The 11,861-nt window shown below is 62.4% G+C and carries 14 protein-coding genes; 2 read left to right on the top strand and 12 right to left on the bottom strand.

What is annotated here, in order from left to right:
• Positions 1-95 precede the first annotated feature (95 nt).
• Positions 96-614 carry an acyloxyacyl hydrolase gene (locus tag GIW02_RS06445; RefSeq protein WP_236416723.1) on the top strand — a complete coding sequence of 173 codons (519 nt, stop codon included), beginning with the start codon at positions 96-98 and terminating at the stop codon, positions 612-614.
• 137 nt (positions 615-751) lie between these two features.
• Here GIW02_RS06445 and GIW02_RS06440 read toward each other — a convergent pair whose 3' ends face one another.
• The 12 genes from GIW02_RS06440 to GIW02_RS06385 all read right to left on the bottom strand — a co-directional run bounded on the left by GIW02_RS06440 (position 752) and on the right by GIW02_RS06385 (position 10,750).
• Positions 752-1,057 carry a YkgJ family cysteine cluster protein gene (locus tag GIW02_RS06440; protein WP_016977069.1) on the bottom strand — a complete coding sequence of 102 codons (306 nt, stop codon included), beginning with the start codon at positions 1,055-1,057 and terminating at the stop codon, positions 752-754.
• A gap of 54 nt (positions 1,058-1,111) precedes the next feature.
• The gene (locus tag GIW02_RS06435) at positions 1,112-1,603 is read right to left on the bottom strand and encodes a DUF2878 domain-containing protein (protein WP_236419794.1); all 492 of its coding nucleotides are present in this window, start codon (positions 1,601-1,603) and stop codon (positions 1,112-1,114) included.
• Positions 1,596-2,867, bottom strand: coding sequence for an SAM-dependent methyltransferase (locus GIW02_RS06430; RefSeq protein ID WP_236419792.1), 1,272 nt, complete (start codon positions 2,865-2,867; stop codon positions 1,596-1,598). Before GIW02_RS06430 ends, GIW02_RS06435 begins: the two co-directional genes overlap by 8 nt.
• Positions 2,854-3,663, bottom strand: coding sequence for a DUF1365 domain-containing protein (locus GIW02_RS06425; protein ID WP_236419790.1), 810 nt, complete (start codon positions 3,661-3,663; stop codon positions 2,854-2,856). Before GIW02_RS06425 ends, GIW02_RS06430 begins: the two co-directional genes overlap by 14 nt.
• The gene (locus GIW02_RS06420; RefSeq protein ID WP_236421801.1) at positions 3,660-4,907 is read right to left on the bottom strand and encodes an FAD-dependent oxidoreductase; all 1,248 of its coding nucleotides are present in this window, start codon (positions 4,905-4,907) and stop codon (positions 3,660-3,662) included. The genes GIW02_RS06425 and GIW02_RS06420 overlap by 4 nt, the downstream gene beginning before the upstream one ends.
• The gene (locus GIW02_RS06415) at positions 4,904-5,686 is read right to left on the bottom strand and encodes an SDR family NAD(P)-dependent oxidoreductase (RefSeq protein ID WP_236415364.1); all 783 of its coding nucleotides are present in this window, start codon (positions 5,684-5,686) and stop codon (positions 4,904-4,906) included. The genes GIW02_RS06420 and GIW02_RS06415 overlap by 4 nt, the downstream gene beginning before the upstream one ends.
• Positions 5,683-6,108 (bottom strand): nuclear transport factor 2 family protein, encoded by a 426-nt coding sequence (locus GIW02_RS06410; protein ID WP_236415366.1) that lies wholly within the window; start codon positions 6,106-6,108, stop codon positions 5,683-5,685. Before GIW02_RS06410 ends, GIW02_RS06415 begins: the two co-directional genes overlap by 4 nt.
• Positions 6,101-7,543, bottom strand: coding sequence for a deoxyribodipyrimidine photo-lyase (phrB, locus tag GIW02_RS06405; RefSeq protein WP_236415375.1), 1,443 nt, complete (start codon positions 7,541-7,543; stop codon positions 6,101-6,103). Before phrB ends, GIW02_RS06410 begins: the two co-directional genes overlap by 8 nt.
• A complete protein-coding gene (locus GIW02_RS06400) occupies positions 7,544-8,473 on the bottom strand; it encodes a MerR family transcriptional regulator (protein ID WP_236415377.1) in 930 nt (309 codons plus the stop codon). It lies immediately after the preceding gene.
• Positions 8,474-8,476: 3 nt separating this feature from the next.
• Complete coding sequence (locus GIW02_RS06395; RefSeq protein ID WP_236415379.1) at positions 8,477-9,439, bottom strand: DUF523 and DUF1722 domain-containing protein; 963 nt, start codon at positions 9,437-9,439, stop codon at positions 8,477-8,479.
• A 112-nt stretch (positions 9,440-9,551) separates the two neighbouring features.
• Entirely contained in the window at positions 9,552-9,767 is a 216-nt protein-coding gene (locus GIW02_RS06390) for a TIGR02450 family Trp-rich protein (RefSeq protein ID WP_236415381.1), read from the bottom strand.
• Positions 9,764-10,750 carry an FAD-dependent oxidoreductase gene (locus GIW02_RS06385; protein ID WP_236415383.1) on the bottom strand — a complete coding sequence of 329 codons (987 nt, stop codon included), beginning with the start codon at positions 10,748-10,750 and terminating at the stop codon, positions 9,764-9,766. The genes GIW02_RS06390 and GIW02_RS06385 overlap by 4 nt, the downstream gene beginning before the upstream one ends.
• A 210-nt stretch (positions 10,751-10,960) precedes the next feature.
• On the opposite strand from GIW02_RS06385, the gene GIW02_RS06380 reads away from it, so the two are divergent.
• The gene (locus GIW02_RS06380; protein WP_236415385.1) at positions 10,961-11,860 is read left to right on the top strand and encodes a TIGR01777 family oxidoreductase; all 900 of its coding nucleotides are present in this window, start codon (positions 10,961-10,963) and stop codon (positions 11,858-11,860) included.
• Position 11,861: the final 1 nt, after the last annotated feature.

Here is an 11,861-nt window from a genome sequence, read left to right as displayed (position 1 = left end):
CGTGAAATGTCGCTGAACTTCTGCCTCTGCGCCAGTTTCTATAGCGAGATTGCCTGTACAAAACCAAATAACTTCGTTCGGAAAGGATGTTTCTTATGAAGCGCTTGTTCTGTTTGGCCGCGATTGCGGCCGCTGTGGTGGGACACTCTTTTTCGGCCCAGGCCGCCGGCCTGGAATTGGGTGTGGGGAGCACCAGCGATTCGACCATGACCTATCGGTTGGGGCTTACGTCGGATTGGGATAAAAGCTGGTGGCAGAGCGATACCGGCCGTCTGACCGGTTACTGGAGCGGGGCCTACACCTACTGGGATGGCGACAAGCGCGCCAGCGTCAGCAGCCTGTCGTTCTCGCCAGTGTTTGTGTACGAATTTGCCGGGGAGTCGGTGAAGCCTTACATCGAAGCGGGCATCGGTGTAGCGGTGTTCTCCCGCACCAAGGTCGAAGACAACAACATCGGCCAGGCTTTCCAGTTCGAAGACCGCTTGGGTTTCGGCCTGCGGTTCAACGGCGGGCATGAAGTGGGCATTCGTGCCACGCATTATTCCAACGCCGGGATCAGCAGCAATAACGACGGGGTAGAAAGTTACGCGGTGCACTACACGCTGCCACTGTAATCCCCCACCCGCTGCAAATCCCCCTGTGGGAGCGGGCTTGCTCGCGAAAGCGGTGTGTCAGCCGGACATGAATTGACTGACACACCGCTTTCGCGAGCAAGCCCGCTCCCACATTTGAATCTCTGCTCAACGCACGGTCAGCGGTATGCCGTCGCAATCCCTTCGCGCTCGGTCAGGCACTCCGGCGCACCCATCTCGAATTCCCGACAGATCAGCGGTCGCCGCTCGTAGATCGTGCACATCATCGTGTCCCGATCCAGCGCCGCGCACCAACCGTCATCCAGGCGCAGCATCACTTCGCCGCCCCAATCGTCAGTGTCGATGTAGCGTTCCGGCACGCCGGTGTCGGTGATCAGCATCACTTCCAGCTGGCAGCAGCAGGCCGCGCACGTCGAGCAGGTGACGGCGGGTTCTGTGATTTGGGTGTGGGGGATGTTGGTCATAGGCGCGCAGTGTAAGGCAAGCGGCTGCTGTGCGTATGAATGCTCTGACGGACGTCAGTTTCCCAACTGATCGGCGACCCAATGCAATAGCGGAAACACCAGGGCCCACAACACCGCCAGGCCGATCAGGCTGGCCGTCGTGCCATAGCCGAAAGTGACCCCCGCCAACTGGCTGCCACCGTAATAGGACAGCGGTCCACCCAGCGCGCCCAGCAGGCTGGCGCGCCACCAGGGCTGCGCACTCCAGGCCAGGCAATGGCGCAGGGTCGTGGCCAGCAGCGCCCACAACAGGATCAGCCAGACCGGGATCAACGGCCCCGGCATGCTGAAGTGGAATACGCCGAAGGTGCGCAGTGAGGTGTCGATGACTGTTCCCAGCAGGGTCACGGCCAGGATCACCTGGCCCTCCTTGGACCACGCACTTATCCACAGCAGATGGATCGCCAGCACGGCCAGCCCCACCAGCAGCCAGAGGCTGTTTCCACCCAGCACGCAGGCAAACCAGCCGCACTGGAACAGCACGGCATTGGCCGCCGTTTTAAGCACTGAAACGCCCAAGCAGCGGAGGGGTGATGGCCGATGGCTTGGCCAGCAGCAATTGCGCGGTGCCAATGGTGCGCTCCATGAAGCCGCCCTCGCAGTAGCACAGGTAAAACTCCCACAAACGCAGGAAGTACTCGTCGTAGCCCAATTCCGTCAGGCGGCCATGGGCGCGGCGAAAGTTCTCATGCCACAGGCGCAGTGTTCGCGCGTAATGCAGGCCGAAATCTTCCATGTGCAGCAGGTTCATGTCGGTGTCGCGGCTGACGATCTGCAACATGTTCTGCACACTGGGCAGGGCGCCGCCAGGGAAGATGTAGCGCTGGATAAAGTCGACGCTGCGTTTGGCCAGCTCGAAACGTTGCTCGCGGATGGTGATGGCTTGCAGCAGCATCAGGCCATCGCTCTTGAGCAGGTGCGCGCATTGCTTGAAGTAGGTCGGCAGGAAACGATGGCCGACCGCTTCGATCATTTCGATGGAAACGAGTTTGTCGTATTGGCCGGTGAGGTCGCGGTAATCCTGCAGCAACAGAGTCACCTGGTCGTTGAGCCCCAAGGCCTCGATGCGCTGTGCGGTGTAGGCAAACTGCTCTTTGGAAAGGGTGGTGGTAGTGACCTTGCACCCGTAGTGCTGCGCGGCATACAGCGCCATGCTGCCCCAGCCCGTGCCGATTTCCAGCAGGTGGTCGCTGGGTTTCAGCGCAAGTTTCTGGCAGATACGCTCGAGTTTGTTCAGCTGCGCCTGTTCCAGGGTGTCGTCGGGCGTCAGAAATTGCGCCGCCGAGTACATCATGGTCGGGTCCAGAAACTCTTTGAACAGGTCATTGCCCAGGTCGTAGTGGGCGGCGATGTTTTTCTGCGAACCCTTGCGCGTATTGCGATTGAGCCAATGCAGGCCCTGGGTGAACGGCCGCGCCAAGCGTGCCAGGCCACCTTCCATCGCATCCAGCACCTCCAGGTTACTCACCATCACCCGGACCACGGCGGTCAGGTCCGGGGTGGTCCAATAGCCGTGAATAAATGCTTCGCCCGCGCCGATGGAGCCGTTGGCCGCCACCAGGCCCCACACCGCCGAGTCGAGGATCTGGATTTCGCCCAGCAGGTGCGCCTCGCGTGCTCCGAATACCTGACGTTCGCCGTCTTCGATGACCACCAACTGGCCGTGGCGCAGTTGGCTGAGTAGACGCAGCACGGCCTTGCGCAGCAGCGCCGTGGTCACGCCGTTGACGTTCAGGCGGTTGGCCTTGACCGATACGTTAGGGGATTTCATGGCGGCGATCCTTGGTATACCCGACTGCGGTGCGAGAGGCGCCATCGGCGGCCTGATGGGAAAAAATCGGTGTGCGTTTGAGCAGCAGGCGCAGCGCCTGCCAGTAAATGGCCAGGCACGTCTTGGCGGTCATCCACGGGAAGCGCCACAGGTAGCGATGCAGGCTGGCGCGGTTGAGCGCTTCTTTGGCCAGGCTCAGGGTGGCGTCGAAGACTTTGTGCTCGCCCTGCCAATCGGCCATGTGCACGCCTAGCCTGGCAGCCGGCGGGCTGAAGCTCATGCGGTATTCCAGGTCGCGCGGCAAGAACGGCGACACATGAAACGCCTTGGCCACGGCGAAGTGCTGGTGCTCATGTGCGTCGAGGGCCTGGGCCGGCAGCACGTAGTGATAGCGTTCGCGCCATGGGGTATTGGTCACTTCACACAGGATCGCGGCCAGTTGCCCGTCGGCCTCGAAACAGTAGAAGAAACTCACTGGATTAAAAGCCAGGCCCCAACTGCGGGCCTGGGTCAGCAGGCAGATAGCGCCCTGGGGTGTACGCCCCAGAGCCTTGCCGACTTCCTGGCGCACGGCATCGCTCAAACTCATGCCGTGGCGCGTCAATTCACGCAGGTAATCCTGCTGGCGAAAACCAAAGGGCGCCAGGCGACTGGTGCCCGCCAGCGGCGACAGCCCGAGTACCTGGTCCTGCTCACTGAGGTCCAGGTACAGCAGGCCGATGCGGTAGCGAAAGGCGTGGCCCTTGGGCGTAAAGCGGCGATGGGCGATCCAGCCGCTGTACAGGGCGCTGTTCACAGGCTTTCCCCAAAGGCTTGGGCCACGCGCAGCGCGCTGACCACGCCGTCTTCGTGAAACCCGTTGGCCCAGTAGGCGCCGCAGTAAAAGGTGTTTCGCGCGCCGAGCAACTCTTCCCAGCGACCTTGCGCGGCCACCGCCGCCAGGCTGTATTGCGGATGGGCGTAGGTGTAACGCGCAAGCACCTTCAGAGGGTTGATCATCGAGGTCTGGTTGAGGCTGACGCAAAAGGTCGTGGCGCTGTCGATGCCTTGCAGGATGTTCATGTCGTAGGTCACGGCGGCCTGAGTCTGCGCGGCACTGGTCAGCCGATAATTCCAGCTCGCCCAGGCCAGCTTGCGGTCCGGCAGCAGGCGCGTGTCGGTGTGCAGCACCACGTCGTTGTCGGCGTAGGGCAGGGCGCCGAGAATCTCCTGTTCAGCCTGGCTCGGGTCGGCGAGCAACGCCAGCGCCTGGTCGCTGTGGCAGGCGAACACCACCTTGTCGAAGGCTTCAGTGCCGGCGGCGCTGTGGATAATCACGCCCTCGGTATCGCGCTCAACCCCATGCACGGGGCAGTTGAGGCGGATCTGCTCACGAAAGTTGCGGGTCAGCGGTTCGATGTAGCGGCTGGAGCCGCCCTCGATCACGCACCATTGCGGGCGGTTGTTCACCGACAGCAAGCCGTGGTTCTTGAAGAAGCGTACAAAGAACTGCAATGGAAAATCGAGCATGTCCGCCAGCGACATCGACCAGATCGCCGCGCCCATCGGCACGATGTAATGCCGGATAAACCGCGGGCCGTAACCCCCTGCTTCGAGGTAGTCGCCGAGGGTCATTTCGGCGCTGATGCGCTGTTCCTGCAGGTCCAGCGGCGCCTGGCGGTTGAAGCGCAGGATGTCGCGCAACATGCCCCAGAAGCCCGGCGACAGGATATTGCGCCGCTGGGCAAACAGGCTGTTGAGGTTATTGCCGTTGTATTCGAACCCTTCGCTTTGGTCGCACACCGAAAAGCTCATCTCGGTGGGTTTGAACTTCACCCCGATCTGCCCCAGCAAGCGGATGAAATTGGGGTAGGTCCAGTCGTTGAACACGATGAACCCGGTGTCCACGGCGTAGGCTTTCCCCTCGACCGTCACGTCGACCGTATGGGTGTGCCCGCCAATGCGGTCGCCGGCCTCGAACACGGTGATGTCGTGACCACGGCTGAGCAGGTAGGCGCTGGTCAGCCCGGCGATGCCGCTGCCGATAATGGCGATCTTCACAGGTCGTCCTTCTGCGGTGGCGGGCTACGCAGCATGCGTTTGCCGATCAGCAACTGCGCACGGTTGGGCAGCTTCGATAACGGCCACAAGGTGGCGATAAACATGGCCGGGAAGGCGATTTCCAGCGGGCGTTTGTCCAGCTTGGCGAAGATATGCCGCGCGGCTTTGTCGGCAGACCAGCTCAAGGGCATCGGGAAGTCATTGCGTTCGGTCAGCGGCGTCTCGACAAAGCCCGGGCTGATCACGGTCACGTCGATATTTTCCGGCGACAGGCTGATGCGCAGGGCTTCAAACAGGTAGCGCAGCCCAGCCTTCGACGCGCCATAGGCCTCGGCGCGCGGCATCGGCAGGTAGGTCACGGCGCTGGCCACGCCCACGAGGTGCGGGGTGCTGCCTGCGCGCAACAGCGGCAGCGCGGCTTCGATGCAATAGCTGCTCGCCAGCAGATTGGTGCGCACCACGTGCTCGACGATGGAAGAATCAAATTGCTTGGCATCCACATATTCACAGGTGCCGGCGTTGAGAATCACCGTGTCGACCGACCCCCAGGCCGCGCCGATATGCTCGCCGATCTCGCGCACGGTCTGGCTGTTGGTCAGGTCGCCGGCCACCACCAGCACTTGCCCTGGAAAGCGTTGGGCGAGTGCTTGCAGCGGGCCTTTGCTGCGCGAGCTGAGGGCCACGTGGGCACCGCTGTTGAGCAGCTCCACGGCCAGTGAGGCGCCGATGCCACTGCTGGCGCCGGTCAGCCAATATCGGCGGGGGGGTGTAGGGCTCATCCCATTCTCCTTTTCAGCCAGGTTATGACTCGGCCGAGTAGTGGCAGGTGCTCATAAAGCAGGGCGCCCGCATCGAAATAGTCGCGATGGCGGTAAACCTTGTTATCGCGCCACATCAGGTGCGAGCAACCTTCCACCCGGATGACCTTGCCGCTGTTGAGTCGCGGGTGGCAAAAACTCATTTTCCAGCGCAAATAGCCTTCGCCCTCGGCCACGCAGTCAAAGCCGTGAAAGTCGAAGCGCAGCTGGCTCACGTTGTCGTACAGCTGCGCGAAGTAACGATGCAGCGCGGGCAGGCCGTGCACGTCGTGCAGTGGGTCGGTGAAGGCGATGTCTTTGCTGTACAGGCTGTCGAGCAATTGCAGGTTGTGCTTGTCCAGCGTGGCAAAGGCCTGGGCAAACCTGCGCAGGAAGTCACTCATGTTCGGCGACCTCCTGGCGTGAGGGCAGGTTGCGGAAGGCGGCCAGGGCGCGTGCACGCGATTGCTTGAGGTCGACAATCGATCGCGGGTAGTCCGCCACACCGAACAGGCCACCGGCGGCATCGGGGTTATGCACGTCCTTTTTGTTCAGCGCGGCCAGCTCCGGCAGCCAGCGTTTGATGAACACGCCTTCGCCGTCGAATTTTTCCGACTGGCTCAACGGGCTGAAAATCCGGAAGTACGGCGCCGAGTCGGTGCCCGTGGACGAACTCCACTGCCAGCCGCCGTTGTTGGCCGCCAGGTCGCCGTCGATCAAGTGGCGCATGAAGAAACGCTCGCCTTCGCGCCAGTCGATCAGCAGGTTCTTGGTCAGGAACATCGCCACCACCATGCGCAGGCGGTTGTGCATCCAGCCGGTTTCCAGCAATTGGCGCATGGCCGCGTCGATGATCGGCAGGCCGGTGCGGGCTTGCTGCCAGGCCTCGAGGTCCTTGGGGGCCTGGCGCCAGGCGAGTGCTTCGGTTTCGGGGCGGAAGGCGCGGTGGCGGGAAACCCGTGGGTAACCCACCAGAATGTGCTTGTAGAACTCACGCCACAGCAGCTCGTTGATCCAGGTAATGGCGCCGATGTCGCCACTTTCGAACTCACCCTGGTTGGTTTGTAGCGCGGCGTGCAGGCACTGGCGCGGCGATACGACGCCCGCCGCGAGGTAGGCGGACAGCTGGCTGGTGCCGGGCTTGGCAGGGAAATCACGCTCGTCTTTGTAATAGCTGATCTGCTGGTCGGCGAAAGCATCGAGGCGGCGCCGGGCTTCGTCTTCGCCAGCGGGCCAGAGCGCACGCAAGGCGTCGCTGGGTGGCTCGAAACCTTCGACCTGCGAAGGGATCGGGTCGCTCTTGAACTTGAGCGGGCGCTGCGCCGAGGGCGTCGCCACCAGGCGCGGCAGGGCGCTGTGCAGGCGGTTGTAGCAGACCTTGCGGAACTGGCTGAACACCTGGAAGTACGTGCCGGTTTTGGTCAGCACGCTGCCCGGCTGGAAAAACAATTGGTCCAGGTAGCTGTGAAACGTCACGCCAGCACCTTCCAGCGCCTTGGCGACCGCCACATCGCGACGGCTTTCATGCACGCCATATTCTTCGTTGACGTGCACCGACTCTGCCGACAGCTCGCTGCACAGCTCACCGAGTACGGCGGGCGCCTGGTCCCAGGTTGCGGCGTGGCGGATCAGCAAGGGGATATTCAGCTCGCCCAATGCCTGGCTCAGGGCCTGCAGGTTGCGCAGCCAGAAGTCCACTTTGCACGGCGCATCATCATGGGCCAGCCACTGTTGCGGGGTGATGAGGTACACGGCCGCGACCGGGCCTCGCTGGCAGGCGGCAGCGAGGGCGGTGTTGTCGTGCAGGCGCAAGTCGGTGCGCAGCCAGATCAAGTGCATTTAAAGAAGTCCACGCTGGATCAGTATCTGGTGGGCCGACAAGGGGTCTTCGGCCACGAACAATTCAGGGGTTTCACGGGTTAATACGCTCAACTCCGCCTGGTGGATGCACACCGTTGGTCCGACGATTAACTTTGGGCAACCGACGCCACCCAGAAGTTTTGCGAGTCCCGACAAATGGAGGGCTTTGCTCGAATAGAGCAGCACGGCGCGCGGTTTCAGGTGTTCCACCGCCAGGGCCAGTTCACCGACGGGCAGCGGCCAGTCGAAGACCTCTACCGGGCAGTCGGCGCTGCTGGCCAGCCAGGCGCTGAGCCACAGGTGCGGCTCCAGCGGCAGGTCAGACTGATTGACCAGCAGCAACGGCGCGCCCTGCAGTTGGCGGTTGTTGTGGTAGATACGCGCGCCAAATTTGCTGCGCAGCCAGGACAGGAAAAACACCCGCTCCATCTGGGCGCCGAATTGTCCCTGCCATCGCTGCTCAAGCTCTTGCAGCAGCGGCAGCAACAGTTGCTCGCACAATGTGCGCGGCGGGTACAGGGCCATGGCTTGGTTGAAGGCGTCGTCGACCCGGCGTTCGGTCAAGTCGCCGATGGCGCTGACCAGGGTCTGGCGCAGGGCATGCCATTCGTTTTCGACGGTATCGGGAAGCGCCTGGGCGGAGTCGATCAGGCCTTTGACCTGGCTGACCGGCACGCCGCGGTTGAGCCACGTGAGGATGGTGTGGATGCGTTGCACATGCTCGGTGCTGAACAGCCGATGGCCCTTGGGTGTGCGCTGGGGCACGATCAGGCCATAACGGCGTTCCCAGGCGCGCAACGTCACGGCGTTGACGCCGGTCTGGCGCGCCACTTCGCGAATCGGCAGCCAGCCTTCTTCGAGGGCTTGGGCGAAATCTTCGCCGGGCGGGTCTTGCAGGGCAGCTTTCATCGTTCAGATCGCATTACGTAGGCTGAGGTTTTCCGGGTGCGGTTGCAGGTAAGCCTGTTGCGCGATGTAGCGGTCCGGGTGTTGGCGAAAATGGTGTTTGAGCAGCGTCAGCGGCACCACCAACGGCACGATGCCGTGACGGTATTGGCCGATGACGGTTTGCATTTCCTGTTTGTCGTCGGCGCTGATGGCCTGCTTGAGGTAGCCGCTGATGTGTTGCAGCACATTGGTGTGGGTGCCGCGCGTGGCGCATTTTTTCAGGCCGGTCATCAGGTCGGTGAAGTAGCCGTCGGCCAACTCATCGAGGTTGGCGCCCTTGCCCATGCTGCCGAGTAGGTGGCCGAGGCTCTTGTAATGCACGGGGCTGTGGGCCATCAGCAGGTATTTGTAGCGCGAGTGGAAGGCCAGCAGGCGATGGCGGGTCAGGCCCTCGGCCAGCAGGTTTTGCCAACTGGCGTACACAAAGACGCGGGTCAGGAAGTTTTCCCGCAGCACCGGGTCATTCAGCCGACCGTCTTCTTCGACGGGCAAGTTGGGGTGCCGCGCGCAAAACGCCTGGGCGTAGATGCCGCGCCCGCCGCCGTCCACCGGTGTGCCGTTGTCGCGGTACACCTTGACCCGTTCCAGGCCGCAGGACGGCGATTTCTGCATGAAGATGTAACCGCACAGGTCGGTGTGTGCCTCGGCCATTTGTTGGCCGTAGTCGTCCAGCGGTTGGGTGACATTCAGCTCGCGGTGCACGGTGCCCACGGCTTGCGGGTGGGCGGGGTCACCCACCAGGCGGATCGGTTCACGGGGGATGCCGAGGCCGATGGCGACTTCGGGGCACAGCGGCACAAAGTCGAAATAGTCGGCAAGGGTCTGGCTGCACAGCAGCGACTGCTTATGCCCGCCGTTGAAGCGCACGTTTTCGCCGAGCAGGCAGGCGCTGATGGCGATCTTGGGCTTACTACCGGTGCTGGACATGCGCAAACCTCTGCAAGATTCCTGTACAAGCTTGAGGTCTTGTACAACTAAATCTCATCATAGGTGTGATGCTGTACAAGTCAAATATTTTGTACAAGTATTTGCGGCGAGGCTATTTCCAGCCGATGCGCCAGGCTTCGGCGTCTTGCAAGGTCTGCCATGCCAGGCGCTCGGCGCGTCGGGTCATGACGGCTTGCAGCTCGATTTCCAGCACGGTGCCTTCTTCATCGCGAAACAGTTCGGTGACCAGAAAGTGTTTTTCCTTGTTGCGCGGATGGGCTGCTGTCCACTTCGACAGCAGCAATTTTGCGGGGTTGATGCGGTTCATTGCAGGTGCTCGATCAAGCGTCGCGCAGCTTCCTGGCCGCTGAGCCATGCGCCTTCGACCCGGCCCGACAGGCACCAGTCGCCACACACATACAGCCCCAGGTCGGCGTCGGCCAGCACGCCGAATTCGTGGGCACTTGAGGGGCGCGCATAGAGCCAGCGGTGCGCCAGGCTGAACGAGGGGGCGGGCATGGCGCTGTGCAGCAATTCGGCGAAGGCGCCATGCAGGTGTTCGATCACGGCTTCTTTTGGCAGGTCCAGGTGGGCCCTGCTCCAGGCGCTGGTGGCGTGTAGTACCCACGTGTCGAGGGTGGTGTCGCGTCCGGGTTTGCTGCGGTTGCGCGCCAGCCAGTCGAGGGCGCTATCCTGCACGAAGCAGCCTTCCATCGGCGTATCCAGGGGCTTGTCGAAGGCCAGCGCGATGGCCCAGGTAGGGTCCATTTTTACCCCGGCGGCGGCACTCGCCAGCTTGGGTGCGGCGGCCAGCAGGGCGGTGGCTTGCGGCGCCGGAGTGGCAATGATCACGTGACTGAAGGGGCCGTGGTTTTCGCCGTCGGCGTCCAGCAGGTTCCAGTGCTGTTTGCCCTGGAACACATCGGTGATGCGGCAACCGAATTGCACCGGCAAGTCATCGAGCAGGGCGCGGGTGATCGCACTCATGCGCGGCGTGCCGACCCAGCGGATCTGCTCATCGGGGGAGGGCGTGAGCTGCCCGGATTTGAAGTTGTACAGCTGCGGTTTCCATTGCTCGGCCCAGCCGTTGCTTTGCCAGCGCTGCACTTCGTTAACGAAACGCCGGTCGCGGGCAGTGAAGTACTGCGCGCCCATGTCGAGTGCGCCAGCGTCGCTGCGCTTGCTGGACATGCGGCCACCACTGCCGCGGCTTTTATCGAAGAGTTTTACAGCGTGCCCCGCGTCTCGTAACGCTCGGGCGGCGGAGAGACCGGCGATGCCGGTGCCGATGATCGCAATGGGAACAGTCATGGAGGGCCTCGTTTTACCGTTGGGTACAGACTACGCCGACACCAATAGCTGTACAATATTGTTTTTTGGTATAAGTTTTGGCTTACCTGTTCTAACGGCGTGACCTATTGTTAATGCCTGGGGTTAAACAATAGCCACGCCCGATACCAATGATCCCTGTATTTAAAATAGACCAGTGATGGGCGGCGAACGTTACATGAGGAAGATCCCATGCACATTTTGCTGACCGGCGGTACAGGTTTGATCGGCCGCCAACTTTGCCGACATTGGCTCGCCCAGGGCCATCGCCTGACCGTGTGGAGCCGTCATCCCCAAGAGGTGGCTGCGTTGTGTGGCGCTGAGGTGCTGGGCGTGGCGCGCCTGGAGGAGGTGAGCGGCGCCGTGGACGCGGTGGTCAACCTCGCCGGCGCGCCCATCGCGGATCGCCCCTGGACGCACAAGCGCAAGGCGTTGCTGTGGAGCAGTCGCATCAGCCTCACCGAAACCCTGTTGGCGTGGCTGGACGGGTTGGAGCACAAGCCGGCGCTGTTGATCTCAGGTTCTGCGGTGGGTTGGTACGGCGACGGGGGCGAGCGCGAGTTGACCGAAGCCAGCGGCCCGGTGCTGGACGATTTCCCCAGCCAACTGTGCATCGCCTGGGAGGAAACCGCCCAGCGCGCCGAAGCCTTGGGTATTCGCGTGGTGCTGGTGCGTACCGGCCTGGTACTGGCGGCTGAGGGCGGCTTTTTGTCGCGGTTGCTGCTGCCGTTCAAACTTGCGCTGGGCGGGCCTATCGGCAATGGTCGGCAGTGGATGCCGTGGGTGCATATAAAGGATCAAATCGCCCTGATTGATTTTCTTCTGCACAAGCCTGACGCCAGCGGTCCTTATAATGCCTGCGCGCCGCACCCGGTGCGTAACCGCGAGTTCGCCAAGACACTCGGCCAGGTGCTGCACCGCCCGGCCTTTATGCCGATGCCGGCCTTTGCGTTGAAGGTGGGGTTGGGCGAGTTGTCGGGCCTGTTGCTGGGCGGGCAGAAGGCGCTGCCCGAGCGGTTGCTGGCCGCCGGTTTCACTTTCCAGTTCACTGAGTTGCGTGCGGCGTTGGACGACCTGTCCAGCCGCCTCTAGA

This window comes from Pseudomonas syringae (assembly GCF_021606685.1).
In the GTDB taxonomy this organism is placed as follows: domain Bacteria; phylum Pseudomonadota; class Gammaproteobacteria; order Pseudomonadales; family Pseudomonadaceae; genus Aquipseudomonas; species Aquipseudomonas syringae_R.
Note: the sequence above shows the minus strand (reverse complement) of the source record. Positions and strands in the feature narration are given on the sequence as shown.